The organism is Kaistia terrae (genome assembly GCF_026344005.1).
In the GTDB taxonomy this organism is placed as follows: domain Bacteria; phylum Pseudomonadota; class Alphaproteobacteria; order Rhizobiales; family Kaistiaceae; genus Kaistia; species Kaistia terrae.
Window position 1 is genome coordinate 209,666 of the sequence record NZ_JAPKNH010000001.1, and the last position, 25,040, is coordinate 234,705.

Annotated in this window: 30 protein-coding genes and 1 pseudogene; 24 read left to right on the top strand and 7 right to left on the bottom strand. The window is 65.6% G+C overall.

Annotation, left to right across the window (positions count from 1 at the left end; genetic code table 11):
- Positions 1-82: 82 nt before the first annotated feature.
- On the top strand, positions 83-565 hold the full coding sequence (locus OSH12_RS01050; RefSeq protein WP_266341643.1) for a YcgN family cysteine cluster protein: 483 nt from the start codon (positions 83-85) through the stop codon (positions 563-565).
- A 283-nt stretch (positions 566-848) separates the two neighbouring features.
- Here OSH12_RS01050 and OSH12_RS01055 read toward each other — a convergent pair whose 3' ends face one another.
- Positions 849-1,718 (bottom strand): AraC family transcriptional regulator, encoded by an 870-nt coding sequence (locus tag OSH12_RS01055; RefSeq protein ID WP_266341644.1) that lies wholly within the window; start codon positions 1,716-1,718, stop codon positions 849-851.
- Between the two features lie 133 nt (positions 1,719-1,851).
- Here OSH12_RS01055 and OSH12_RS01060 point away from each other — a divergent pair, with 133 nt between their 5' ends.
- A complete protein-coding gene (locus OSH12_RS01060) occupies positions 1,852-2,790 on the top strand; it encodes a phytanoyl-CoA dioxygenase family protein (RefSeq protein ID WP_266342420.1) in 939 nt (312 codons plus the stop codon).
- Positions 2,791-2,854: 64 nt separating this feature from the next.
- On the opposite strand, the gene OSH12_RS01065 is transcribed toward OSH12_RS01060, so the two are convergent.
- Positions 2,855-3,745, bottom strand: coding sequence for an AraC family transcriptional regulator (locus OSH12_RS01065; protein WP_266341645.1), 891 nt, complete (start codon positions 3,743-3,745; stop codon positions 2,855-2,857).
- A 141-nt stretch (positions 3,746-3,886) separates the two neighbouring features.
- Between OSH12_RS01065 and OSH12_RS01070 the strand changes: the two genes are divergently transcribed.
- Together OSH12_RS01070 and OSH12_RS01075 are read left to right on the top strand one after the other, a co-directional pair.
- Complete coding sequence (locus OSH12_RS01070) at positions 3,887-4,618, top strand: SDR family oxidoreductase (RefSeq protein ID WP_266341646.1); 732 nt, start codon at positions 3,887-3,889, stop codon at positions 4,616-4,618.
- A gap of 234 nt (positions 4,619-4,852) precedes the next feature.
- A complete protein-coding gene (locus tag OSH12_RS01075; RefSeq protein ID WP_266341647.1) occupies positions 4,853-5,725 on the top strand; it encodes an aldo/keto reductase in 873 nt (290 codons plus the stop codon).
- Between the two features lie 48 nt (positions 5,726-5,773).
- Here OSH12_RS01075 and OSH12_RS01080 read toward each other — a convergent pair whose 3' ends face one another.
- Entirely contained in the window at positions 5,774-6,304 is a 531-nt protein-coding gene (locus tag OSH12_RS01080) for a dihydrofolate reductase family protein (RefSeq protein ID WP_266341648.1), read from the bottom strand.
- A gap of 179 nt (positions 6,305-6,483) precedes the next feature.
- Between OSH12_RS01080 and OSH12_RS01085 the strand changes: the two genes are divergently transcribed.
- Complete coding sequence (locus tag OSH12_RS01085; RefSeq protein WP_266341649.1) at positions 6,484-7,464, top strand: aldo/keto reductase; 981 nt, start codon at positions 6,484-6,486, stop codon at positions 7,462-7,464.
- 193 nt (positions 7,465-7,657) lie between these two features.
- Positions 7,658-7,987 (top strand): DUF2322 family protein, encoded by a 330-nt coding sequence (locus OSH12_RS01090; protein WP_266341650.1) that lies wholly within the window; start codon positions 7,658-7,660, stop codon positions 7,985-7,987.
- A 158-nt stretch (positions 7,988-8,145) separates the two neighbouring features.
- Here the strand turns inward: OSH12_RS01090 and OSH12_RS01095 are convergent, their stop codons facing one another.
- A complete protein-coding gene (locus OSH12_RS01095) occupies positions 8,146-9,108 on the bottom strand; it encodes an aldo/keto reductase (RefSeq protein WP_266341651.1) in 963 nt (320 codons plus the stop codon).
- Positions 9,109-9,285: 177 nt separating this feature from the next.
- Here OSH12_RS01095 and OSH12_RS26225 point away from each other — a divergent pair.
- Positions 9,286-9,912 (top strand): annotated as a pseudogene (locus OSH12_RS26225) (protein-L-isoaspartate O-methyltransferase family protein); the annotation flags it as partial.
- 284 nt (positions 9,913-10,196) lie between these two features.
- Here OSH12_RS26225 and OSH12_RS01105 read toward each other — a convergent pair.
- Positions 10,197-10,967, bottom strand: coding sequence for an SDR family NAD(P)-dependent oxidoreductase (locus tag OSH12_RS01105; protein ID WP_266341653.1), 771 nt, complete (start codon positions 10,965-10,967; stop codon positions 10,197-10,199).
- A 420-nt stretch (positions 10,968-11,387) separates the two neighbouring features.
- Between OSH12_RS01105 and OSH12_RS01110 the strand changes: the two genes are divergently transcribed.
- From OSH12_RS01110 to OSH12_RS01120, 3 genes are all read left to right on the top strand, one after another.
- Positions 11,388-11,882, top strand: a complete 495-nt coding sequence (locus OSH12_RS01110; RefSeq protein ID WP_266341654.1) for a hypothetical protein — start codon at positions 11,388-11,390, stop codon at positions 11,880-11,882.
- Positions 11,809-13,101 (top strand): DNA-packaging protein, encoded by a 1,293-nt coding sequence (locus OSH12_RS01115; RefSeq protein WP_266341655.1) that lies wholly within the window; start codon positions 11,809-11,811, stop codon positions 13,099-13,101. Before OSH12_RS01110 ends, OSH12_RS01115 begins: the two co-directional genes overlap by 74 nt.
- Positions 13,102-13,239: 138 nt before the next feature.
- A complete protein-coding gene (locus tag OSH12_RS01120; protein ID WP_266341656.1) occupies positions 13,240-14,025 on the top strand; it encodes a bestrophin-like domain in 786 nt (261 codons plus the stop codon).
- A gap of 7 nt (positions 14,026-14,032) precedes the next feature.
- On the opposite strand, the gene OSH12_RS01125 is transcribed toward OSH12_RS01120, so the two are convergent.
- Complete coding sequence (locus OSH12_RS01125; protein WP_266341657.1) at positions 14,033-15,190, bottom strand: GGDEF domain-containing protein; 1,158 nt, start codon at positions 15,188-15,190, stop codon at positions 14,033-14,035.
- Positions 15,191-15,553: 363 nt separating this feature from the next.
- Here OSH12_RS01125 and OSH12_RS01130 point away from each other — a divergent pair, with 363 nt between their 5' ends.
- The 8 genes from OSH12_RS01130 (at position 15,554) to OSH12_RS01165 (ending at position 21,244) form a co-directional block, all read left to right on the top strand.
- Positions 15,554-16,765, top strand: coding sequence for a phage portal protein (locus OSH12_RS01130; protein WP_266341658.1), 1,212 nt, complete (start codon positions 15,554-15,556; stop codon positions 16,763-16,765).
- Positions 16,753-16,941 carry a hypothetical protein gene (locus OSH12_RS01135; RefSeq protein WP_266341659.1) on the top strand — a complete coding sequence of 63 codons (189 nt, stop codon included), beginning with the start codon at positions 16,753-16,755 and terminating at the stop codon, positions 16,939-16,941. The genes OSH12_RS01130 and OSH12_RS01135 overlap by 13 nt, the downstream gene beginning before the upstream one ends.
- Before the next feature lie 577 nt (positions 16,942-17,518).
- Complete coding sequence (locus OSH12_RS01140) at positions 17,519-18,085, top strand: HK97 family phage prohead protease (protein ID WP_266341660.1); 567 nt, start codon at positions 17,519-17,521, stop codon at positions 18,083-18,085.
- On the top strand, positions 18,082-19,311 hold the full coding sequence (locus OSH12_RS01145) for a phage major capsid protein (protein ID WP_266341661.1): 1,230 nt from the start codon (positions 18,082-18,084) through the stop codon (positions 19,309-19,311). The genes OSH12_RS01140 and OSH12_RS01145 overlap by 4 nt, the downstream gene beginning before the upstream one ends.
- A 220-nt stretch (positions 19,312-19,531) precedes the next feature.
- Positions 19,532-20,101 (top strand): head-tail connector protein, encoded by a 570-nt coding sequence (locus OSH12_RS01150; protein ID WP_266341662.1) that lies wholly within the window; start codon positions 19,532-19,534, stop codon positions 20,099-20,101.
- The gene (locus OSH12_RS01155) at positions 20,098-20,427 is read left to right on the top strand and encodes a phage head closure protein (RefSeq protein WP_266341663.1); all 330 of its coding nucleotides are present in this window, start codon (positions 20,098-20,100) and stop codon (positions 20,425-20,427) included. Before OSH12_RS01150 ends, OSH12_RS01155 begins: the two co-directional genes overlap by 4 nt.
- Complete coding sequence (locus OSH12_RS01160) at positions 20,424-20,849, top strand: hypothetical protein (protein ID WP_266341664.1); 426 nt, start codon at positions 20,424-20,426, stop codon at positions 20,847-20,849. Before OSH12_RS01155 ends, OSH12_RS01160 begins: the two co-directional genes overlap by 4 nt.
- Positions 20,846-21,244, top strand: a complete 399-nt coding sequence (locus OSH12_RS01165; protein WP_266341665.1) for a DUF3168 domain-containing protein — start codon at positions 20,846-20,848, stop codon at positions 21,242-21,244. The genes OSH12_RS01160 and OSH12_RS01165 overlap by 4 nt, the downstream gene beginning before the upstream one ends.
- Here OSH12_RS01165 and OSH12_RS01170 read toward each other — a convergent pair.
- Positions 21,241-21,729: a GNAT family N-acetyltransferase gene (locus OSH12_RS01170; protein ID WP_266341666.1), complete on the bottom strand. Its 489-nt coding sequence runs from the start codon at positions 21,727-21,729 to the stop codon at positions 21,241-21,243. The genes OSH12_RS01165 and OSH12_RS01170 overlap by 4 nt on opposite strands.
- Positions 21,730-21,785: 56 nt before the next feature.
- Here OSH12_RS01170 and OSH12_RS01175 point away from each other — a divergent pair, with 56 nt between their 5' ends.
- The 6 genes from OSH12_RS01175 (at position 21,786) to OSH12_RS01200 (ending at position 25,040) form a co-directional block, all read left to right on the top strand.
- Positions 21,786-22,199 (top strand): phage major tail protein, TP901-1 family, encoded by a 414-nt coding sequence (locus OSH12_RS01175; RefSeq protein WP_266341667.1) that lies wholly within the window; start codon positions 21,786-21,788, stop codon positions 22,197-22,199.
- A 2-nt stretch (positions 22,200-22,201) separates the two neighbouring features.
- Positions 22,202-22,519, top strand: coding sequence for a gene transfer agent family protein (locus tag OSH12_RS01180; protein ID WP_266341668.1), 318 nt, complete (start codon positions 22,202-22,204; stop codon positions 22,517-22,519).
- Positions 22,520-22,671: 152 nt separating this feature from the next.
- Positions 22,672-22,905 (top strand): rcc01693 family protein, encoded by a 234-nt coding sequence (locus tag OSH12_RS01185; protein WP_323180576.1) that lies wholly within the window; start codon positions 22,672-22,674, stop codon positions 22,903-22,905.
- A 76-nt stretch (positions 22,906-22,981) separates the two neighbouring features.
- Positions 22,982-23,533, top strand: coding sequence for a phage tail tape measure protein (locus OSH12_RS01190; protein WP_266341669.1), 552 nt, complete (start codon positions 22,982-22,984; stop codon positions 23,531-23,533).
- Positions 23,533-24,168, top strand: coding sequence for a DUF2460 domain-containing protein (locus OSH12_RS01195; RefSeq protein ID WP_266341670.1), 636 nt, complete (start codon positions 23,533-23,535; stop codon positions 24,166-24,168). The genes OSH12_RS01190 and OSH12_RS01195 overlap by 1 nt, the downstream gene beginning before the upstream one ends.
- On the top strand, positions 24,165-25,040 hold the full coding sequence (locus OSH12_RS01200; protein ID WP_266341671.1) for a DUF2163 domain-containing protein: 876 nt from the start codon (positions 24,165-24,167) through the stop codon (positions 25,038-25,040). Before OSH12_RS01195 ends, OSH12_RS01200 begins: the two co-directional genes overlap by 4 nt.

The window sequence follows — 25,040 nt, forward strand, 5'->3', positions numbered from 1 at the left end:
ACAGGATGCCGCAACGGTAGTCTTGCCATCGAGCTCCCCCCTGCCGTCGAGCGACCCGCTTTTGTCAGTCGGCGACCAAGCTTTGCCTGCAAGCGACGAAACGCCGTTCTGGAAGCGGCTGACGCTGGAGGAGATGAGTTCGACGCAGTGGGAATCGCTCTGCGACGGCTGCGCGCGTTGCTGTTTGAACAAGCTCGAGGATTGGGACACGGGTGAGATCGTCTGGACGGCGATCGCCTGCGAACTGCTCGACGATGAAACCTGCCGTTGCCGCGATTATCCGAACCGGCATGATTTTGTTCCCGATTGCATCCCGCTCGATCCCGAGACGGTGCGCACGCTGACCTGGCTGCCGCCGACCTGCGGCTATCGCCTGATCGCCGAGGGACGCGACCTCTACTGGTGGCACCCGCTGGTTTCAGGCGATCCGGAAACGGTGCACGAAGCCGGCATTTCAGCGGCTGGCCGGACGGTGAGCGAGAGCGACATTCCGGTCGAGGAATATGAAGAGTTCATCGTCGCCTGGCCGGGCGAGATCCCCGAGACGGAAGCGCCGAAGGGGTAGGGCACACTCATCCGTCCTTTACCTCTCCCTGAGGGAGAGGTCGGAGCGAAGCTCCGGGTGAGGGTTTAGGAAACCATCCGGTGAGGCCGTAAACCCTCACCCGCCGCACTGCGTGCGTCGACCTCTCCCTCAGGGAGAGGTGAAGTTCGCGCCTGTTGCCGGGTTCTTCCCGGCGAACCTCCCGATGTTTCGGCTGTATGGATCCCTGCTTTCGCAGGGATGACGGGGAGGGTGTCATGGCCTTGGCGAGGACGCCGCCGGAGGATGCGTCACCGGGGGGCGCCTACCCACCCATCCGAAACCTCTGCCGATACTGGCGCGGTGTCACGGAACGTTGCGCCTTGAACTGGCGATTGAAATTGGCCAGCGAGTCATAGCCGACATCGTCGGCAATCATTGCGATCGGCCGGGTTCCGCCAGAGAGCAGCGCGCAGGCGGCGCCGATGCGCAATCTTGCCAGGTAGCTAGTCACACTTTGGCCGGTGTGACGCAGGAACAGCCGGTGCAGGCCGGAAGGGCTCAGCGCCGCGATGTCGGCCAGCGCTTCGATCGTCAGTTTCTCGGCATAGTGACGATGCACATGATCAAGAACCCGGTCGATGCGGCCGCGATCGACGGGCTTGTCCGGCGCAGGCAAAGCGAGCGGCGAGGCCAGCGGTTCGGCTTCCGCATCGCGCGAAAGCAGCGTCAGCACTAGCAGAAGCTGGATCAACCGCTCGTCCGGCGGCAGCGTGAACAGTTCCTCGATCAAGGGGCGCGCACTTGAGGCGGTGGCGGCCGAGAACTGCAGCCCCGTCTGGGCCCGCGCCAGCATGGCGGCTACGGCGCGCAGTTCGGTGAACACGCCGCCGAGCGGCGCCGTCCATTGCGGCAAAAACCACATCACCAGCGCCACATGCGGTTTGGCAGCCTCGACCTTCTCGGCCGAGCACCAGCTATGCGGCAGATTGGGCCCGACCAGCACGAGGTCGCCGTCGTCATAGCTGCCGATATGGTCGCCGATGAAGCGCTGGCCGCGCGAGTTCAGCGTCATCGTCAATTCGAACTCGGGATGATGATGCCACTGGAACGGGATTTCGCCGTCGAGACGGCGGTTCAGCGTCGCCCAGGAGGCGTCTTCCGGCAGCGCCAATCTCTCAAGAAACGGCCTCATCTGGATCTCGCTGGCTCGTTGACGCTGGAATCGTATCAGTTTTCGCCGGGATCCGCGAACACGCGCGCCGCCGTCTCGCTAATCTTGCGTCAGAAGCATCCGAGAGGGATGCGGGAGATCAGGGAGAGAAATGATGTCCATGGCCGCCAAGCGCGACAGCCACCCGACGACGCACCAGGAAACGCAGCTGAAGGACATCGTGAAGACGCTGCCTTTGCGCGTCCTGAGCGAAGCCGACTGGCAGCACTGGACCACCAAGGGCTATGTCATTCTCCGCCAGGCCGTGCCGAAGGAGAATGTCGAGCGGCTGGTCGAGCTGCTCTGGCAGTTCGACGAGAAGGACCCCGCCGATCCGGCCACCTGGTATGCGCCGCAGCGCCGCGATCACCTGATGAAGGAGCTGAATGGCACAGGCATGCTGGAGATCTACAATCACCAGTATCTCTGGGACAATCGCCAGCAGCAGCGGGTCTATGATGCCTTCGTCGACATCTGGGACCGCGAGGACCTATGGGTGACGATCGACCGCGCCAATCTCAATCCGCCGAAGAAGGTGAAGGGCAATCCGAACGGCTTCATCCATTGGGATGCCGACACCTCGCTGGTTCCAGCTCCGATCGGCGTGCAGGGCGTTTTGAGCCTGAAGAAGCAGGACGGCGACGTCGGCGGCTTCCAGTGCATCCCGGAACTGTTTGCCAATTTCGATGCATGGGTGAAGACGCAGCCTGAAGACCGCGACCCGATGCATCCCGACACGACGGGGCTCACGATCACCAATATCGAGATGGAAGCCGGCGACTTGCTGATCTTCAATTCGCTGCTGGCCCATGGCGTCCGGCCCAACCATTCGGACGACCGCGTCCGCATGGCGCAGTACATTTCCATGCATCCCGCCGAAGAGGCGAATGTCGCCGAGCGAGCCGAGCGCATCCGCCTCTGGCGCGAGCATGACCATCCGCAGCGCGAAGCCTTCCCGGGCGACCCGCGCGAATGGGAAAAGCATAATGCCGAAACGGCGACGCTCTCGCCGCTGGGCGAGAAGTTGCTGGGCCTGAAGAGCTGGAACGAGTAGGGGGCGACCCGCAGGGTTGCCGCGCACTACGCGAGACGCCCGCTCGATGGGCGTCTCTAGCTCGCTAGCCGAACCGGGCATCCTGTCCGCGCAGCCGGGCGACGTCGCGCTTGGGCGAGAGCTGGTGGATGCGGACATAGTCGCGCGAGAATTGCGACGGGCTTTCATAGCCGACCGCAAAGCCGGCCTCGGCCGCCGTCAGGCCGTCCATGACCATCATCCGGCGCGCTTCCTGCAGCCGGATATGGTTGCGGAACTGCAGCGGCGTCATGGTCGTGACAGCGCGAAAATGCTCGTGAAAGCTCGACAAACTCATGCCCGCCATGGCAGCGAGATCGTCGACGGCGAATGCCTCCCGATACGACCCGCGCAGGAAGCGGACAACGCGCTCGATCTGGCCCAGCCGGCCTTCGCCGCTGGCGATCTGGCGCAGCAGCGCGCCATGCGGGCCGGACAGGATCCGGTGCAGGATTTCCCGTTCGGCGAGCGGGGCGAGATGCTTCGCCTCGGCTTGATCTTCCGTCAGAGCCAGCAATCGAACCGCCGCATCGATCAGGCCGGGCGTCGCGGCGCTGGTTGCCAGCGGTGAAGCTTGCTCCGCTGCCGGCATGTCCGCCCGCGTCGTGACGATCTCGGAAAGCAAAGCGCGGTCGAGTTCCAGCCGCAGGCAGAGGAAGGGCGCCTCGGGGCTCGCCGATACCACGGCGCCGATGACGGGCAGGTCGATGCCGACGATGAGAAAGCTCGATGGATCGTAGAGAAACGGCCGGCCGCTGATCGTTACCTGCTTCCGGCCCTGGGCGACGAGGCAGATGGACGGAGGGTACAGCGTGTGCACCGGCTCGGTCCGCGACGATGATCGGACAAGGCTCACCCGTTCCAGCGTCGTCTCGACGATGCCGTCTTCCGGCGCAAGGCGGCCGATCAGATCCGCCAGATCATTGCAATTTTGCATGCGGGCATCATCGATTGCGCGGCCGCGCAAGGCAACCTGATTTCGACCGGTTCGGACGATCGTGCAAGAGTCTCGGAGTTCCGTTCTACCGCCCGGCGGGCGGGATGGGCGATGTCGGTGTGTCTTCAAAAGGAGCACGACATGACGGATATCCGGAACAAGGTTGTTTTGATCACGGGCGCCAGCAGCGGTATCGGTGCCGCCCTGGCCCGCGAACTGGCAGCGGCCGACGCGAAGCTGGTGATCGGCGCGCGGCGCACCGATCGCATCGAGGCGCTGGCAGCCGAACTGGAAGGGGCGGGCGGAACCGTGCTGGCGAAGTCGCTCGATGTCACCGATCGCGACAGCATGAACCAGTTTGCCCAAGCGGCGCTCGATGCCTTCGGACGCATCGACGTGATTGTCAACAATGCGGGCATCATGCCGCTGTCGCCGATGGCATCGCTCAAAGTTGACGAATGGGACCGCATGATCGACGTCAACATCCGCGGCGTGCTGCATGGCATCGCGGCGGTGTTGCCCGTGATGAACCGGCAGGGCGCGGGCCAGATCATCAATGTCTCGTCGATCGGCGGGCTTGGCGTGGTGCCGACCGCCGCTGTCTATTGCGCCACCAAATATGCCGTGCGGGCGATCTCGGATGGCCTGCGGCAGGAGAACGACAGGATCCGCGTCACCTGCGTCTATCCGGGCGTCGTGGAATCGGAGCTCGCCGGCACGATCACCGATCCGGTCGCGGCGGCGGCGATGGTCGCCTATCGCAGCATCGCCCTGAAGCCGGCGGCGATCGCGGCCGCCATTGCCCATGTCATCGGCCAGCCGGCCGATGTCGACACCAGCGAAATCGTCATCCGTCCGACGGCGAGCGCCTAGGGAAGAGCCGAGGGCGGCGTCGTTCACGCGTCCGTGATCGGCGTCGCCCTTTGATATCGCCCGCCGCGCGCCCATTTCTGGGAGGCCCCTCCCGGGGGCATCCATTGCGAGACGAGCGGGTGTCATGGCCAGGGTGCCTTGCCTGCTTTCCGTCGCACAGCGGATTTCGATTCCGGCTGGATGCGCGTGCCGCAAAGGGCGTCGCTTCCGGCCTCCTCATCGAAGGACGACACCATGCCAAACGACATCAACGCCGCAGCGTCCGGTCAGTTTTTGATCGGCGGTGATTTGCCCGTCAACCGGCTCGGCTTCGGCGCCATGCGCATCACCGGCGACGGCATCTGGGGCGACCCCAAGGATATCGCCGAGGCCAAGCGCACGCTGAAGCGCGTCCCGGAACTCGGCATCGACCTGATCGACACCGCCGACAGCTACGGCCCCTATGTCAGCGAGGATCTGATCGCCGACGTCCTGCATCCTTACAAGAACCTCGTCATCGCCACCAAGGGCGCGCTGACCCGGCATGGTCCCAATATCTGGCAGGTGGTCGGCCGGCCGGAATATCTGCGCCAGGCCGTGCTGATGAGCCTGCGCCGGCTCAAGATCGAGCGCATCGATCTCTGGCAGTTGCACCGGATCGATCCGCGCGTGCCGCAGGACGAGCAGTTCCAGGTGATCGCCGACATGCGTCGGGAAGGCCTGATCCGCCATGTCGGCCTTTCGGAAGTCTCGGTTGCCGAGATCAAGGCGGCGCAGAAGTTCTTCCCGGTCACGACGGTGCAGAACCAGTACAACCTGGTCGATCGCAAGAGCGAGGCGGTGCTCGATTTCGCCGAGGCCAACGATATCGGCTTCATCCCCTGGGCGCCGCTCGCCTCCGGCAATCTTGCGCGTCCGGGCTCGGCCCTGACCTCGATTGCCGAAAAGCTCGGCGCGACGCCGGGTCAGGTGGCGCTCGCCTGGCTGCTGAAGCGCTCGAAGGTGATGCTGCCGATCCCCGGTACGGGCAGCGTCAAGCACCTTGAGGAAAACACCGCCGCCGCATCGCTCAAGCTGTCCGACGAGGATTTTGCCGCCCTCGACACGGAAGCCCGCCGCGCCGCCTAGGCCGTCCGTTCCCTCCTGCCGGTCGCGGGTTTCCCGCGGCCGGCGCGATCAGGCCGGCACATAGGTCAGCCGGATCACGCCCTCGTCGAGAGGGTCTGTTGAAACCAGCTTGAGCGGCGGGCAAGGCCCGGCGAAGAAGGGCGTACCGCTGCCGAGCACGACGGGATGCAGATAGAGCCGGTATTCATCGACAAGGCCTAGTTCGGTCAGGCCCTGCGCCAGCTTCGGTCCCGCGACGGCGATCTCGCCGGAAATCTTCTCCTTCAGGCCGCGTATCGCCGCCTCGAAATCCTCGCCGAGCAGGGTCGCATTGGCGCCGACCGATTTCAGCGAGCGTGACACGACCCATTTGGGCTGGCGCCGCCAGGCGGTCGCGAACGCCCGCTCGGCCGCGCTCCATTCCGGCCGATCCTCATCCCAATAGCGCATGATCTCGTAGATGCGCCGGCCATAGATGCTGCCTGCGAGGCCGTCGACATGCTCGGTCCAGTGGCGAAAAAGGGCTGGGCCCGTCGCCATCGCCTCATGGTCGACATAGCCGTCGAGCGACTGGTTCATTCCAAAGACGAGCTTCGCCATGCCGGGCCACTCCTGACGTTAGGTCACCAGACTAGCCCGGGACTGTGCCCGCATGAAATGGAAACGATCGGGTGGCGCGCGCGGGGCTTTTGGGTCCAGAGTGCAGGGATGGGTGATCCCCGGCCGGCGCACCGGCCGCCCCCCGGATCGCGCCCGCCCGACTGCCTCAGGAGCCCGCCATGGAATATACCCGTCTCGGTCGCACCGGCCTTGAAGTTTCCCGACTTTGCCTCGGCTGCATGAGCTATGGCGACCCGGCGCGCGGCAACCATGCCTGGACGCTGCCGGAGGCGGAAAGCCGGCCCTTCATCAAGAAGGCGCTCGATCTCGGCATCAATTTCTTCGACACCGCGAACGTCTATTCCGACGGCTCGAGCGAGGAGATCGTCGGCAAGGCGCTGCACGATTTCGCTAAACGTGAAGAGGTGGTGATCGCCACCAAGGTGCATGGCCGCATGCGCCCCGGTCCGAATGGCGCCGGCCTGTCGCGAAAAGCGATCCTGCACGAGATCGACGAGAGTTTGCGCCGCCTCGGCACCGATTATGTCGACCTCTACCAGATCCACCGTTTCGACTATCAGACGCCGATCGAGGAGACGATCGAGGCGCTCGACGAGGTCGTGAAGATGGGCAAGGCCCGCTATATCGGCGCGTCGTCGATGTATGCGTGGCAGTTCGCCAAGATGCTGGCAATGCAGGAAAATCGCGGTCTCGCCCGCTTCGTCTCGATGCAGGATTACGTCAACCTGCTCTATCGCGAGGAGGAGCGCGAGATGCTGCCGCTCTGCGCCTCGGAGGGGATCGGCGTCATTCCCTGGAGCCCGCTCGCGCGAGGCCGGCTGACGCGCCCATGGGACGAAAAGACGGCCCGCGCCGAGACGGACGAATTCGGCAAGGGGCTCTACTCCCGCACCGCCGACGCCGACAAGCTGGTGGTCGAGGCGGTCGCGCGTGTCGCGGCGCAGCGCGACCTTCCGCGCGCCCAGATCGCGCTCGCCTGGGTCTTGTCGAAATCGGTCATCTCCGCGCCGATCGTCGGCGCGACCAAGATGCAGCATCTCGACGACGCGGCGGCGGCGCTGTCGATCCGCCTCGACGAATTCGAGATCGCCGCGCTGGAAGCCGCCTATATTCCGCATTCGGTGGCGGGGTTCGTCTGAGGGACGGGCTTGTCTGAGGAGGCAGGTCCACAACGTCCGGACGCGTCAGAACCTGTCCTCGCTCGAAGGCCGTCAAGCGAGGCCGGATGGTGGTGCCATCGGGTGTCGCGTGCGTCGGCGGGCGGGCATGGAGGAAGCCGTCCGGACCTGCTAGACGTGCCGGAAATTCCAGCGCCATCCAGAGGATTTCACAGTGATCCAGCCCACGGCTACCTTCAAAGAGAACCTGCGATTGCTGCCCTCGACCGACGGTCTTGCCCGTATCGACCTCATCGATCCGGCTGGCGCGGTCGTGGCAACGATCGAAAACCAGCCGGGCAAGCAGGGTTCGCTGGCTGTCTATCAGTATCTCCAGCAGAGTTTTGGCGCGCTCCATGCCGAAGCCGCTGCCCATGGCCTAGACGTCTTTGCCGAGCACACGACCGATGCCAGGAACCGGCCGGGCGCTCATCCCAATGTCGACCGCCTGCTGGAAATTGTTGGCGGGGCCGCCCCGCTCAGCATCGGGCTTGTCGCTGCCTGATGCAGGCACCCCCGGCCTCATGGGCCAGGCGGTGACCCTGGGACCATGAACGGAAACGCCTTCGCAAAATGCCTGCGTTCGGACGTCCGGTCATGACGGATGGCAACGACCGGCACGGCCGCCATTGCCATCCGCATCGTGGTCGGGAAGCTGGACTCTCAGGTCCAGCTTGGCATCCAAGCATCAATGTAGCGGGCTCCAAAGCCGCCCTTCGGCAGGATGTCGCGGATTTTTGCGAGATCGGCCTCGGTAAGCTGGACCTCGGCGGCGCCGACATTTTCCTCGATCCGCTCGCGGCTGCGCGTGCCGGGAATGGGGACGATATCATCGCCCTGGGCGAGCAGCCAGGCCAGCGCCAATTGCGCAACCGTCGCGTCCTTGGTGGCCGCGAGCTCCGTCAGTTGCCGGACCGCCTCGACGTTGCGCTCGAAATTGCCCGGCTGCCAGCGCGGGTCGGTGCGGCGCATGTCGGTTTCTTCATACTGGTCGGCAGGTTTGGCCGTGCCGGTCAGGAAGCCGCGCCCGAGCGGGGAATAGGGCACGAAGCCAATTCCCAGCTCGCGCAGGAGGGGGAACAGCACTTCGACATCGCGCTCGAACAGCGAATATTCGGTCTGCAGCATCGCGACCGGCTGAACGGCATGGGCGCGGCGGATGCTCTCCGGTCCGGCTTCGCTCAGGCCAAAATGCTTTACCTTGCCGGCCTGGATCAGGTCCTTGACCGCGCCGGCCACGTCTTCGATCGGCACGTTGTGATCGACGCGATGTTGGTAGAGCACGTCGATCTGCTCGATTCCGAGATAGCGCAGGCTGTTCTCGGTCACCTCGCGAATATGCTCCGGCCGGCTGTCCGTACCGTATTCCTTCGTGAAGCCGAACTTGGTCGCGATCACGATGTCATCCCGGAAGCCTTTGACGGCCTTGCCGACGATCCGCTCGTTTTCGCCCCAGCCATAGAGTTCGGCGGTATCGAAGAAGGTTACGCCGAGTTCGAAGGCCCGCTGGATGGTGGCGATGCCTTCGCTTTCGTCGCTTGCGCCATAGGCGAGCGAAATACCCATCGCGCCATAGCCGATCTCGGAAACGATGGGGCCGTTAAGTCCTAGCTGTCGCTTTTTCATGGATCTTGTCCCGCTGTGAACGTGCGGGCTGCATGTGGTCGGGCGGTGATCCGGCCTCAAGCCGAAAAATCCCGATCTTTTGCCTGATCCTGCCAAAGGGGCGGGCGACACCGGAGAGATCGCCCTTTACCGCGGATTCCGATCGGCCGAGTATCCGGCTGTTCAGGAAGCGCGCCAATGGATGCGATTGCCGCCGCGAGATCTGCCTTTGCCGAGAGTTTGCGACGGCTCGTGCCGCTGCGCTCCGCCGCTGTTGTCGAGGCCTTCGGTCGCGTCCCGCGCGAGCGTTTCGTCGGGCCGCCACCATGGCGGATCAAGGATCCGTTCGCGGCGTACGACTATTGGACCGTGACCGGCGCAGATCCGAGCGCGCTCTACCAGGATGTGCTGGTGGCGCTGGATCGTGCGCGCGGCATCAACAACGGACAGCCGAGCCTCTGGGCGCTGGTGTTTGATAGGCTCGCGATCCGCCCGGGCATGAGCATCATCCATCTGGGCTGTGGGACCGGCTATTACACCGCCATTCTCGCGGAGCTGGCGGGGGCCGAGGCTGCGATACTCGCCATCGAGATTGATACCGACCTCGCCGGACGGGCGCGGGAGGCGCTGCGACCCTGGCCGCTGGTGCGCGTCGAACTCGCCGATGGCGCGCGGATGAAATTGTCGCCGGCCGACTGCATCGTCGCCAGCGCCGGCGCGACGCATCCGCTCGCCGGCTGGCTCGACGCACTGAAGCCCGGTGGCCAACTGCTGTTCCCGATGACGTCGGCGCGGGGGCCGGGCGGGATGCTGCTGGTCTCTCGCCGGGATGGCGGGGGCCATGCGGCCGAATTCCTCTGCGGCGCGGCGTTCATTCCCTTTCTGGGCGCGCGCGACGAATGGGTCGGCGATCGCCTCGGCCGGGCGCTGGCGATCGACCGGGGGAACGCCGGTCCGCTCGCTCCGCCGCGATCGTCACGCCGAGGGTTCCAGCTGCTGGCTGCATGGAAACGGCTGGTGCCTGTCGCGGCAGGAGCCGGCTGGGCGCCCCGATTCCAACCGTTGAGTTGGAACCGGGGCGCAAGTGTTGGAAGCGGGCAGGCCTGGACCTACCTCGCCGTCCACCCGCCATCGACCAGAAGGGTCTGGCCGGTGATCATCGAGGCGGCGTCGGAGGCGAGGAAGACGACGACGCCCGACACTTCCTTCGGCTGGCCGATCCGGTGCAGGGCGGCGATGCGTTCCAGCACGTCGGCGTGGAAAGCCGGGTCAGAGAGCATGTCGGCCGTGCCGTCGGTACGGATGAAGGTCGGCGCCACGCAGTTGACGCGGACATTGTGCTTGCCCCATTCGACCGCGAAGCACTTGGTCATATGGCTGACGGCGGCCTTGCTCAGGCAATAGATCGCCTCGCCCGGCAAGGCGATCGCGCCGGCCTGCGAGCCCATGTTGACGATCGCGCCGGATTTTCGCGCGATCATGTGGCGGCCGACATATTGCGACAGGAAGAAGGTCGATTTCACATTCAGGTTGATGGTGAAATCGAACTCGTCCTCCGGAAAGTCCTCGATCGGCCCCTCCGTGCCGCCGCCGACATTGTTGACGAGGATGTCGATATGGCCGAGCGCGGCGATGGCGCTGTCCACGGCGCCATAGGCCTGCTTCAGGTCGAGAACGTCCATCTGCAGCGGGATCGCCTTGCGTCCCATCGCCTCGATTTCCGCGACAAGCCCGGCATCGGCCTTTTCGTCGCGCAACCCCAGCGCGATATCCGCGCCGGCGGCAGCCAGCGCCAGCGCGGTGGCGCGTCCCAGTCCGCGCGCGGCGCCGGTGACAAGGGCCGTTCGGCCGGTGAGATCAAAACTCGGCAGTTCGCTCATCAGGTTCCCCTCCCAGGAATGCTTGATTGGCGGGAAGGATAGAGCAGGGGGAAGCGCTTGTCTGGAGCCGGTTTGGGTGAGGGGGCATTGTCTTTGCAAGATGAGATAGGAAAATAATCCTTGACACCGTGGCGCTGCTCCGGTAGGGTTCAGGCATAGTCGAAGAGTTGCGTTCAGCGGTTGCTGGCAGCGATAGGCTTTCTAATTCTCTCCCCACCATTCCCACACTCGCCGTCATCCCGGGCTTGACCCGGGATCCATGCAGCCGGGTTGATGGTCGCGCGAACCTGCCGAATGCGCGGCTGGATGGATCCCTGCTTTCGCAGGGATGACGGCGAGCGTGGGGTAGAGGTTGCGCTCCATTCGGCGCCCACGGCCGCGAACTTGCCACACCGCCACAGCCTGTCGAGGCAAAAAAGAATGCCTGAACTGAGCCTCGACCAATGGGCGGCGATCCGTGTTGCCTATGAGACGACGGCTGTCGGGCTTCGGGATATCGCCGCGACTTATGGCGTCAGCCATGTCTCGGTTGCCAAACATGCCGAGCGTGAAAGCTGGCTGCGGCCGGGCGAGGCGCCGCCGCTGCCGGATGGCGCGGCCGAAGAGAAGCTGGTGGCGCGGCTCTATCGAACCTTTGAACGACAGGTCGCCGAACTCGAACTGCGCTTCGCCAATGGCGAGGGCGGCGTCGAGGAGAAGGACGCCCGCACGCTTTCGGTGCTGGCCCGGACGTTGGAAACCTTGGCAAAGCTGCGGGAGGGGACGGACGATGCCGGTGCCGCCGCTCCCGTCGATATCGAAGCCCTCCGGGCGCGACTTCAGAAGCGCCTGGAACAGCTCGATGCGGAAGGGGAGCCGGCCGGATCGCCTGCTGGCGGAACTGCGGCCGGAGGAGATCGAGGCGTTCCAGTTTGATTGGGAATTTTGGGCCCGCGACGACCAGCTTCCGCCGCAGGGCGATTGGCTGAGCTGGCTGATGATCGGCGGGCGCGGCGCGGGCAAGACGCGCGCCGGGGCCGAATGGATCCGTGGCCTTGCCACCGGTCGTCCAGGTTTTGCCTCGGTACCTGTCGAGCGGATCGCCCTGATCGGCGAGACGCTGGCCGATGTGCGCGACGTGATGATCGAAGGCGTCTCGGGGCTGCTCTCCGTCCATCGCCGGCATGAACGGCCGAACTGGCAGCCGTCGCGCCGCCGGCTCGAATGGCCGAACGGCGCGGTGGCGCTGTGCTTTTCGTCGGAAGACCCGGAAAGTCTGCGCGGGCCGCAATTCGAGGCGGCCTGGGCCGACGAACTGGGCAAATGGCGCTATCCAGAGGCCTGCTGGGACATGCTGCAATTCGGCCTCCGGCTGGGCTCGTTGCCGCGCCAGCTCGTCACGACGACGCCGCGCCCGATCCCGCTTTTGAAGCGGCTGCTTGCGGCTGAGCGGACGGTGATCACCCGCGCCGGCACCAGCGCCAACCTCGCCAATTTGGCGCCGGGCTTTCTGGATCGCGTCGTCGGGCGCTATCGCGGCACGCGGCTTGGCCGGCAGGAGATCGACGGCGAGTGGATCGAGGATCGCGCCGATGCGCTGTGGAGCCGCGACGACATCGAGCGGGCGCGTGTCGATCAAGCGCCGGCGCTGATGCGGATCGCGGTGGCGATCGACCCGCCTGCCTCGAGGCGGAAGGGGGCCGATGCCTGCGGGATCGTCGCCTGCGGCCTGGCCGAGGACGGCACTGCCTATGTGCTGGCAGATCGCAGCCTGGCCGAAGTGAAGCCGGCGGCCTGGGCGGCGGTGGCTGTCGGGCTGTATCGGGCGCTGGATGCGGATCTGCTCGTCGCCGAGGTCAACCAGGGCGGCGACATGGTGGCGAGCGTGATCAACGAGGTGGATCCGGCCGTGCCGGTCACCTCCGTGCGGGCGACGCGCGGAAAATATCTGCGGGCCGAGCCGGTGGCGGCGCTCTATGCGCAAGGCCGGGTGCGCCATGCCGGAACGTTTCCGGCGCTGGAGGATGAAATGGCCGATTTCGGCCCGGAAGGTCTCGCCAATGGCCGTTCGCCGGACCGGCTCGATGCGTTGGTATGGGCGTTGACGGCGCTGATGCTGCGCGCGCCGGGCGAGCCCAGGATCCGAACGATGTGAGGGGTCTGGCGGCGCCTCTCGATGGAAGACGGTTGTCTTGGCGCGCGAATCCCCGGATGCATCGGATGGAAGCTCGGCCGATGGCGCTGTTGTCGCGCGGCTTGGCCATGTCGTTCAGAATGGGGTGGGACGCAGCCGATGGAACTGCTGAGTCAATTGTCGTCGCCGATGCAGTCTCTCTTGTTCGCTGGCCTCGGGCTGGTTTTCTATCTGTTCGGCCGGCTCGCGCTGCGGCTCATGGCGTGGCACGCCGGCCGTGACGGGCTCTCGATCCCGCAGCCGGCCTTTCTGGGAACCATCGCCACCGCCTGGGCGCTGTCGCTCGGCTTCATTGCCGCCGACATCTGGGCGGTCAACGCCAGGGCCGACCAGGCGACGAGCATGGAGCGCTCGGCAATTGTCCACATGCTGCGCAGCAGCGAACCGGATGTGCTCAATTCCAGCAAGCTGACCGAGGGCATCAGCGCCTACCGCCGGCAGGTTGCGGCGAAGGAGTGGCTGCAGGGCAAGAACGTGTCGCCGGACGAGGCGGTGGAGGCGGCGCTGCATGACATCAGCGGCGAGATCGCGCGGCTCGCACGCAGCGATGCGCCGTCCTCGCTCATCGGGCAATTGATTCACGACTTCAACGACTTGCAGGAAGCGCGCAACCTGCGTCTTTCGGTCGGCAATACCTCGGTCGACTATTACAAGTGGTATCTCGTCATCTTCCTGACGCTGCTGACCGCGATTACCATCGCCTCGACACATGCCGACAGACCGCGCGCCGGCAGGCGGGCGCTGGCGATCTATGCGATCACGGCTTCGATGAGCCTCTGGATCCTGGCCATCCACGCCAATCCGTATTCGGGGGTGGAGGAACTGCACCCGTCCTTGCTCTTCGCCAACCAGAAGAACGCCCATGGCGCGCTCGACGGTCTCTAGCCGGGAGTCAGCCCGCCGTGGACGCTGAAAGTTCCATCGACTGGCGGGCGACGATAACCCGGTCGCGGCCGGAGCGCTTGGCTTCGTAGAGCGCGCGGTCGGCCTCCGCCAGAACGCGGTCCGTGCTGGCGGCGCCCGGCCCGGTGGCCGCGAGCCCCGCGCTGACGGTGCAGTTGAGGCGCTCTTCGGCGTGGACAAGGGCCACGAACCGGGAGCGCACGTCTTCGGCATGGCGCAGGGCGGCGTCCGGCGCGGTATCCCGGAGGATCAGGGCAAATTCCTCGCCGCCGATCCGGGCGGCCGAAGCCGAGGCGGGAAGATTCGCCTGCAGGGCGAGCGCGAACAGGACGATCACTCGGTCGCCCATCGCATGGCCATGCGCGTCATTGATCGACTTGAACTCATCGATATCGAACAGCACGGCGATGCTCGAAGGCGGCAATTCACTCTCATGCGCCTCGAACAGGGCGCGGCGGTTCAGGAGACCCGTCAAGGGGTCGGTAAGAGCCTCCTGCCGGTGGGTTCGGACTGTCCGAATCTGGCTCAGCGCCATTGTCATGGCGCCCAGCGCCGGGATTGCTCCGATCACCAGCAGGATCGAGAGATCCTGTGCCCAGTTTCGCGGCGGGCCGAGGACCACCATGCCGTCGCGCGTCAGCACCAGCACCGCGCGGGGCAGGAACGATAGGCCGACGAGCAGATAGAGGGCAGCGATGGCGAGCGTTGTCATCGGGGCTTGCTCGCGCGCCTGCCAGAACTGATGCGATATCAGGAAAAGCAACGCCGCCGAGGCCATGAAGCCGACGGCATAGACGACGCCGTTATAGCCGAGAACAAACGGCAGGAGCGTCAGGGCTACCGAAACGAAGGTTGCTATCGCGATCCGTCGCCAGGGCGACGTTCCGAGCCGGAACTGCGCCGCGCTGCCATAGAGACTGGCCTCTCCCGCCAGCAGCAGGACGAAGGCGATGCCGAGCACCCAGGACGAGGGACGGAAGCTGTCGAGGGTCGAAAACCCGACGCTGATGGCGATCAACAAGGCGCCGAGGGCACAGGTGAACAGGAAGCCGTCCCGCCGCGAGGTCTTCCAGGCAGCGAGCAGAATGACGGCCAGGAAAGCCGCGGAAAAGCCGATAGCGACGAGGAGCGAGGCGAAGTCGAGCACCGGTGAGTCCTCTTGGGCCGGATGGTCTTGAGGCGGGGATACTGGCGCCGGGATGCTTTGGCGAGCGCTCTGGAAGAGGCAGGTTCCCAGGCAGCGCCTTCAACTCCGACTCGACGTCGAGTTTACGGCCGGAACGTAAGGCGAAGTGACGCCCACGTCGATAGGTTGTCTGTTCCAGCATGAACGCAAAGCGGTTGTAGGGCCAGTCCCTTACCCAACCCTCTTCGGAAAGCTCGCAATTGTAACTTTTGGCCAAGGCGCGCGGGCGCTCGAGGCCGGTGAAATCGGCTCCTTCTTCGAAAAGGGGGGGCCTTGGTGGGGAGGCCTCGGCATCTCCCGACAAGCTGTTCGATCGGAGACGCCATGAAACCGAACCTTCTTACCCGCCTGTTCGGCGGAAGCGTTGCCGCGCCCGAGGCAAAGGCGTCGCGCGCCGGACCGCTGATCGCGCTGCAAGGGCAGGGCCGTGCGGTCTGGACCTCGCGCGACCTCGCCAGCCTCGCCCGCGAAGGCTTTATGAAAAACGCCATCGTCTATCGCGCCATCTCGATGATCGCGGAAGCCGCGGCTTCCGTACCGTGGCTCGCCTATGAGGGCGAGGCGGAGAGACCGGATCATCCGTTGCTGGCGCTGCTGTCGCGTCCGAACGGTCGCCAGTCGGGAAAAGCCTGGCTGGAGGCGCTTTATGGCAATTTGCTCGTTTCCGGCAACGCTTATGCCGAGTTGGTCCAGCTTGGCGGCTCGCCTGCCGAACTGCACGCGCTGCGGCCGGACCGGATGAAGGTTGTGCCGGGGGGCGATGGTTGGCCGGAGGCCTATGAATATTCCGTCGCCGGGCGGACGGTGCGCTTTCCCGTCGAGGACGGGCTGTCGCCGATCCTGCATCTGCGACTGTTTCATCCGCTCGATGATCACTATGGCTTTGCCCCGCTGGAAGCGGCGGCGATCGCGCTCGATCTGCACAACGCCGCCGGCGCCTGGAACAAGGCGTTGCTCGACAATGCGGCGCGGCCTTCCGGCGCGTTGGTCTATCGCGGCGAGGGCGGCGCCAATCTGAGCCAGGAACAATTCGAACGGCTGAAGCGCGAGCTGGAAGCGAATTATACCGGCGCGGTCAATGCCGGTCGCCCGCTATTGCTCGAAGGCGGGCTCGACTGGACGTCGATGGCGCTGACGCCGCACGACATGGATTTCATCGAGGCGAAGAATGGCGCGGCGCGCGAGATCGCGCTCGCCTTTGGTGTGCCGCCCATGCTGCTCGGCATTCCCGGCGACAACACGTTTGCGAACTATGCCGAAGCCAACCGCGTGTTCTGGCGGCAGACGATCTTGCCGCTGCTTGGCCGCACCGCCGATGCGTTGACCAACTGGCTTGGACCGCATTTTCCCGGCGCGATCCGGCTGGGTTTCGACGTCGATGCCATCGAGGCGCTGTCGGTCGAACGGTCGGCTCTCTGGAGCCGGGTCGGTGCGGCGGACTTTTTGTCGAAGGACGAAAAACGCCAGGCAGTCGGCTATGGCGCGGCGAGGCCGGGGGATGGCGAAGGAGAAGGAGACGAGGGGTGGACGACTTGACCCGCGCCTTTGCCAGCCGCGGCGACCTCGCGCATCTGGCGCTGTTCCTCTGGGCTTCTGGCGCCAGCGGTTTGCTGGTCTGGGCGCTGCGCGAGCTGGCGAGTTCGAACCGCCGCTTCAACGACTTCGTTGCCGAGATCGCACGGCTGAATCGGTTTTTTAATGATCGGCGGTAAGGGACTGCGTTGACTCGGTTTTCTTCTCCCTCTCCCGCGAAGTGGGAGAGGGCTGGGCGAGGGTTCTTTGGAGGTGGAACGACGGCGGGACGCGCATCGGATTAAGCTCAACGCGTCCCTACGCCCACCGCCGTCATCCTCGCGCAGGCGAGCATCCATGCAGCCGAAGCCTCGGGAGGTTCAGGCGGTCCAATGCCGCCGGCCTTCGCACTGCGATCCGTGAACCCGGCTGCATGGATCCTCGCTTTCGCGAGGATGACGGCGAGTTAGGGGCAGGCGCCGAGCGTCAATTTGATGGAGTGAACGAATGGCCGCCATGCTGAACCGCATCCTGCAACGCCTGGCACCGGACCACAGAAAGGTTTTCCGCGATTTTGCTGGCGCGTTGGAAAAGCTGCTGGCGCGCCCCTGACCGACAACGCCCCGATTTTAAGCCGGCCGGACTCCCTCGCCCGCAAGGCGGGAGAGGGCTGGGGTGAGGGGCCTTCCTTCGCCTGAATCAGCCTCTGAACCGAAGCCGCCAAACCTTTGATCCGACTCCCCCTTCCACGCGGAACATTTCCGCGAAGGAGACCGCATGGCCTTTTCATCTCCGTCCGCGCTCGAAACCAAATTCGCCGCCGCCGACCTCTCCGGCATCGATGGCGAGGGCGTCTTCTCTGGCTATGCCAGCCTGTTCGGCACGGCTGATCTTTCCGGCGATCTCGTCCTGCCCGGCGCGTTCAGGCGCTCGATCGCTGCCAGAGGCGCGGCCGGTATCCGCATGCTCTACCAGCACGATCCGGCCGAGCCGATCGGCGTCTGGATGGAGATTCGCGAGGATCCGCGCGGCCTGTTCGTCAAGGGTCGGCTGATGGCCGACGTGGCGCGGGGACGCGAGGTGGCGAGCCTGATGCGGGCCGGCGCGCTGGACGGGCTCTCGATTGGCTTCAAGACCGTCAAGGCCCGCGCCGACCGCACGGCGGGCGTCCGCAAACTGATCGAGATCGACCTTTGGGAGATCTCGGTCGTCACCTTCCCGATGCAGCCCGACGCCCGCGTCTCGAGCGTCAAGACCACAGGCCTGGCGGCGCGGATGCGCCGGGCGGCCCGCTCCCTCCACCCGACCAGCCTTTCCCTCCACCCCACAAGGACAAATCGATGACCGAGATTTCCGGCTCTGCTCCCGAGGCGAAGGCAGCCGAGAGCGGCGACGTTTCCGCCGCCTTCGACGATTTCATGCGCGCCTTCGAGGCGTTCAAGGACACCAATGACGAGCGGCTCTCCGAGATCGAGACCAAGTTGACCGCCGACGTCGTCACCACCGACAAGCTCGACCGCATCAACAAGGCGCTGGACGAGCTGACGCTGAAGGGGCGCCGTCCGCCGCTTTCGGCCGAGCGCGGCACGGCGCGGCCTTCCGAGCACAAGCAGGCGTTTGAAAGCTATGTGCGCGGCGGCGACGAGGACGGTTTTCGAAAGCTGGAGCAGAAGGCGCTTTCGGCCGGGACCAATGCCGATGGCGGCTATCTCGTGCCGATCGAGACCGAGACGGAGATTGGAAAACGCCTCGCCGCGATCTCGCCGATCCGCGCCATCGCCGATGTGCGCCAGGTCTCGACCGGCACCTATCGCAAGCCGTTCATGACGGCGGGGCCGGCCGTTGGCTGGGCCGGCGAGACAGACAGCCGCTCCCAGACCACCTCGCAGACCATCGCGGCGCTCGATTTCCCGGCGATGGAGCTCTACGCCATGCCGGCGGCCACCGCCGCGTTGCTCGACGATAGCGCCGTCAACATCGACGACTGGATCGCCGCCGAGGTGGAAAGCGCCTTCGCGGCCCAGGAGGGCACGGCCTTCGTCTCCGGCGATGGCAGCAACAAGCCGAAGGGCTTCCTCTCCTACACCACCGCCGCCGAAGCGAGCTGGGTCTGGGGCAAGCTCGGTTATGTCGCGACCGGCACGTCCGCAGCACTTCCTTCCAGCAATCCGTCCGATGTGCTGGTCGACCTGATCTACACGCTGAAGGCCGGTTACCGCGCCAATGCCCGTTTCGTTCTCAACCGCCGGACGCAGGCGACAATCCGCAAGCTGAAGGACGCTGACGGCCATTATCTCTGGCAGCCGGCGGCGGTGGCGGGCGGCGAGGCGTCGCTGATGGGCTTCCCGGTGACGGAAGCCGAGGACATGCCCGACATCGGCGCCAATTCGCTGTCGCTCGCCTTCGGTGATTTTCGCCGCGGCTACTTGGTGGTGGACCGCCTCGGCGTCCGCGTCCTGCGCGATCCCTATTCCGCCAAGCCCTACGTCCTCTTCTACACCACCAAGCGCGTCGGCGGCGGCGTCCAGGACTTTGACGCGATCAAGCTGCTGAAATTCGGCACGAGCTAGGGGCCGACAACACCCTTGCTGCAGGCGGGCGAGTGGCCGCGCAGCTTTTCTCCCGGCGAGCGTCCACCATTTTTCGTTTCATCTCGCCGTCATCCCCGCGCAGGCGGGGAAACCAAAGGCCGGCCCCGGTTCCCTCCCATCGGGGTTGGCCCGGAGCGGCGCCTGCCGGTTGCGGGCGCCGCTCCACCTCACGATTTCGCATTCCATCCAAGGAGCCATCATGACCGCAGCGCTTGTATCCGCGCCGGCGACCGAGCCGGTGTCGCTAGCCGATGTGAAGGCGCATCTGCGCGTCGACGGCACGGCGGAGGATAGCCTGCTGCAAGCGGCGATCCTGGCGGCGCGCACCCATGTCGAAAGCGAGACGCGGCGAAAACTGATTGCCCAGGGCTGGCGGATCTATTTCGATGAATGGCCTTCCGGCCGCACCATCGACCTCCCCATCGCGCCGCTGATCTCCGTCGATGCGATTACGCTCTACGACATTGTCGGCGTGGCGCAGATCCTTGACCCGGACGCCTATCGCGTCGACGCCGCGCGCCTGCCGCCGCGCATCGTGGCAAGGCTCCGGCCACAGGCGGGCCTCTACGACAACGGCATCGAGATCGACGTCACCGCCGGCTATGGCGTTTCCAGCCTCGCCGTGCCGGCAGCGCTCCGGCAGGCAATTCTGATGCTGGTGGCGCATTGGTACGAGCATCGCGGGGCGGTTGGTTTTGATCGCGCCGGCGATGTCGCGCCCCTCGGCTTCGAGGCGATGGTTGCGCCCTATCGGGTCCGTTCGCTGTGAACGGTTTTGACCCCGGCCAACTTTCGAGCCGCGTAACTCTGGAGCGGCAAATCCGGGTGCCCGACGGCGTCGGCGGCGCGACAACCGACTGGGAGGAAGTCGCGACAGTTTGGGCGGCGATCGAGCCGGTCGCGGCCGGCGAGACTTTTTCGTCAGATCGGCTCGCGACCCGGATCACGCACCAGATCACGCTGCGCTTTCGCGCGGATGTCGAAGGCGGCATGCGTGTGCGGCATCGGGAACGGATCCTGCGGATCGCGTCCTGGCGCGACCCGGACGAAACCAGGCGCTTTCTCATCCTTGATGCGGTGGAGGAGCGGTCATGAACGCTCGCAGCCTGACCGGATCGGCGCTGACGGCGGCGTTGAGGAAGGCAGTCGATCCGGCCATCTCCGCCGCGCTCCAGCGCAACGCCGAACGGTTTCGGGCGGTGTTGGAAGAGGATCGAGATGCACCTTCACCTCTCCCTGAGGGAGAGGTCGGCCCCCAGGGCCGGGCGAGGGTTTATGGCCTTGCCGGAGAGTTCCCTAAACCCTCACCCGCCGCACTTCGTGCGTCGACCTCTCCCTCAGGGAGAGGTGAGGGTCGAACTCGGTCGTCGGGCTTCGCTGCGCCTCGATCGGTTCTCTCCGTTGGTGTCGCCGTGAGCGGCGAAAACCTCTTCGCCCGCGAATTTGGCGCGCTCGATGCTGCAGCCGATCCCGTCATCGTGCCCGCCATTGATCGCCTGAAAAGGAGACCGCGATGATCGCCGCGCTCGATTTGCAGGCGGCGCTGGTCGCCTGTCTCCTGGCCGATACCGATCTCGCCGAGATTGTCGGCGACCACATCCATGACGGCGCGCCGCGCGCCACGGCCTTTCCCTCGGTGACGTTGGGCGAAACCGGGCAAGCCGACTGGTCTAGCGACAAGGAGCCGGGTGGCGAGGTTCGGCTCGCCCTGCATGTCTGGTCGCGGGAGATCGGCAAGCGCGAGGCCTGGACGATCATCGGTCATCTGATGCGGTTGCTGCATGACGCACCACTGTCGCTGGACGCGCACGCGCTGGTGACGATCCGCGTCACCTTTGCCGAAGTTCGGCTCGACCCGGACGGGATGACCGAGCATGGCGTGGTGCGGATCGCGGCCCTTATCGAGGACTAGGTTTTTCGCGCCAGCCAGTCGGGCCGCAGGATCGCCATCACCAGTTCGTCATGATGCTCGCCGCCGACAAAGGCGCTGCCGCGCGAAATGCCTTCGGCCTGGAAGCCGACCGATTCATAGGCGCGGCGGGCGCGCAGATTGTGTGGAAACAGGCCGAGCGAAAAGCGATGCGCCTGCGTCTCGCCGAAGACGCGCTCGATCACGCCGCGCAGCAGCGCCGTACCAAAACCCTTGCCGGGCTCGGCAACCGCGATCCGCCTCAGAAGCGTCGACCGTTCCGGCGCATTCCAGTCGCGCAGCAGCGCGAAGCCGACCGGTTCCGCCGTGCGCGCGACGAAATAGGCATAGCGCGGCTCGGCCATCGCCTGAGCGTGCTGCTCCGGTTCCCATCGCCCGACAAGGTTTTCGAAACCCGGCCGCCGCTCGGTCGCGACGATGAACGGAATGTCGCTTTCCGTGGCGCGGACAATTTCGACATGGGGCATCGGCACAGGCTCCGGCAGCGCGAAACACGATCAAACGCAGGATAAGGGGATAGAGGATGACCGCGCAGAAGGGCAAGGATCTGCTCCTAAAGATCGACACCACCGGCTCCGGCGACTTTTCGACGGTGGCCGGCATGCGGACCCGCCGCTTCGCGCTCAATGCCGAGACGGTCGATATCACCGACACGGATTCCGCCGGCCGCTGGCGCGAGCTTCTGGCCGGCGCTGGCGTGCGCCGCGCCAGCGTTTCCGGCTCCGGCATTTTTCGCGATGCCGCGACAGACGCCGCCATCCGCACGCTGTTCTTTGACGGTGCGATCCGCGATTTTCAGCTGATCGTGCCGGATTTCGGCACGCTGGAGGGGCCGTTCCAGCTGACTGCGCTCGATTATTCCGGCGAGCATGACGGCGCCGTCACCTATGAGATCGCGCTGGAATCGGCCGGTCTCGTCAGCTTCACGGCGGCCTGATCATGGCAAACCGGCATCGCGGCGAGATCGACGCTCAACTGGACGGCAAACCGCATGTGCTCTGCCTGACGCTTGGTGCGCTGGCGGAACTGGAAGCGGCCTTCGGCGCGGAGGATCTTTCGGCGCTGGCCGCCCGCTTTGGCGAGGGCAGGCTTTCGGCCCGCGACGCGATCCGCGTCATCGGGGCTGGCCTGCGCGGCGCTGGGGCGACGATTGACGATCACCAGGTCGCGGCAATGCGGACCGAGCATGGCGCCGCAGGGTTCGCGGCGATCGTCTCCGAACTGCTCGGCGCGACGTTTGGCGGGCGGGGGGCGTGAAGCAAGACCCTCACCCCAGCCCTCTCCCGCAAGCGGGCGAGGGAGTCTACGGCGGGCTCCCTTCTGGTATCAGCACGGCTTTCGAAGAAGGCCCGGCCGCATCTGCCGAAGCTCGACCAACTCCCTCTCCCGAGAACCGGGAGAGGGCTGGGGTGAGGGCCTTGCTTCCTTCTTATCCCTCGACAGACGTTCCGCCCTTTCCCTGGCGCGAGGCGATGGCGATCGGGTTTGGCGTGCTGAAGCTTTCTAGCCGCGATTTCTGGGCGCTGACGCCGCGCGAGCTGGCTGCCGCTGTCGAGGGGCTGACTGGCCATGTTGGGGCGTCGATGGATCGGGAGACGTTCGAGGATCTGGCGCGGCGGTTCCCGGACGGGGGCGCCTCCTGACGGCCCTTCGGGCTCCTCAGGATGTTGAGGCTCAGGGCTGCCCTTTTAAGGAAGAAAGCTGGAACAAGGAGTCCCCATGCCGACACCGATCGACGAACTCTCCGTCCGGATCACCACCGACACCTCCGCCTTCACCGCCTCGCTGGATGGCCTTGCCAAGCAGGCGGACGGCTTCTCCGGCACGATCTGCCGGGCATTTCGCGATGCCGTTATCGGCGGCAAGGAATTTGACGACATCCTCAAAAACCTGGCGCTGCGCTTCTCGACGATCGCCTTGAACGCAGCGCTCAAGCCGATCGAGAGCGGGATCGGCGGCTTGCTTTCCGGCCTGGTCGGGTCGCTCGTTTCGCTCGGCGGTGCAAAGCCCTTTGCCAAGGGCGGGGTGGTCGCGAGCCCGACCTATTTTCCGCTTTCCGGCGGGCTGGGGCTGATGGGCGAGGCGGGCGCGGAAGCGATCATGCCGCTTTCGCGCGGGCCGGATGGGCGGCTTGGCGTTTCGGGCGGTGGCGCGCCGGTGACAGTCAACATCGCCATCCAGACACCGGACGCCAAGAGCTTCCGAAAATCCGAGGCGCATGTCGCCGCGACGCTGGCGCGCGCCGTCGGGCGCGGCCGAAGGGGGCTTTGATGCCGCTGATCCCTGCTTTTCACGAGATCCGCTTTCCGACCAACATCGCCTTTGGATCCTCCGGCGGGCCAGAGCGGCGCACCGAGGTGGTGACGCTCGGTTCCGGGGGCGAACGGCGCAATGCCCGCTGGGCGGAATCGCGCCGACGCTATGATGCCGGCTATGGCGTGCGGTCGCTCGCCGACCTGCATCAGGTGATCGCGTTCTTCGAGGAGCGTCGCGGAAAGCTGTTCGGGTTTCGCTGGCGCGATCGTGCCGACGATTCCTCCACTCTGCCAGGCTCGGAACCGTCCGCGACCGATCAGACGCTTGGCGTTGGCGACGATGCGAAGATGGTCTTTGCGCTGAAGAAGACCTATGGCGCGCTGCATGCGCCCTATGAGCGGGCGATCGCGAAACCGGTCGAGGGCAGTGTGGTGCTCGCGGTTGACGGTGTCGCTACCGAGGATTTTGCCGTCGATCCGGCGACCGGGCTCGTGACGCTCGCCGAGGCCCCGGCCGACGGCGCGATCGTTTCCGCCGGCTTCCGCTTCGACGTGCCGGTGCGTTTCGACTCTGACCAGCTCGTCATCAATCTCGCCGCCTTCGAGGCCGGCGAAATCCCGTCGATCCCGATCGTGGAGATCCAACCATGAGGTCGATCCCGGAGGGTCTCGCCGCGCACATTGCCGGTGACGCTTCGACGCTCTGCCATGGCTGGCGGTTGACGCGAAAAGACGGTGTTGTGCTGGGCTTCACCGATCACGACCGCGATCTGGTCTTCGACGGCGTCATCTTCGAGGCGGCGACCGGGCTTTTGGCCAGCGAGGCCAGCGCCGAGACCGGCATGGTGACGGGCGGCATGGAGGTCGCCGGCGCGCTGATCTCCGACCGGTTGTCGGAAACCGAGCTTGCCGCCGGCGCCTTCGACCACGCGAAGATCGAGACGTTCCTGGTCAACTGGCAATCGCCGGATGAACGGCTGCTGCTGCGCGTCGGCCATATCGGTGAGGTGCTGCGGGAGGACGGCGCGTTTCGGGTCGAGATCCGAGGCCTTGCCGCCGGGCTGGACGAGCCGCAGGGCCGCGTGTTTCGGGCTGCGTGCGACGCCGATCTCGGCGATCAACGCTGCAAGGTCGATCTCGACGATCCGGTTTTTCGCGGTAGCGGAACAGCTGTCGCGGCTTTTGACGGGCGGCGCTTCACCGTCTCGGGGCTTGATGCGTTTGCAAGCGGCTGGTTCGAACGCGGCACGCTTGTCTGGACCAGCGGCGCCAATGAAGGCCGTCGCGCCGTTATCAAGATGCAACGTCTCGCCGCCGGAGCGCTGACGATCGAGCTTTGGAACGCGATGACGGAGGCAATCCTGCCCGGCGACGGGTTCACCATCACGGCGGGCTGCGACAAGCGTTTCGAGACCTGTCGAGAGAAATTCGCCAACGCGCTGAATTTTCGTGGCTTTCCCCACATGCCCGGTAACGATTTTGCTCTCGGCTACGCCAGGAACGGGGGGCGCAATACAGGCTGA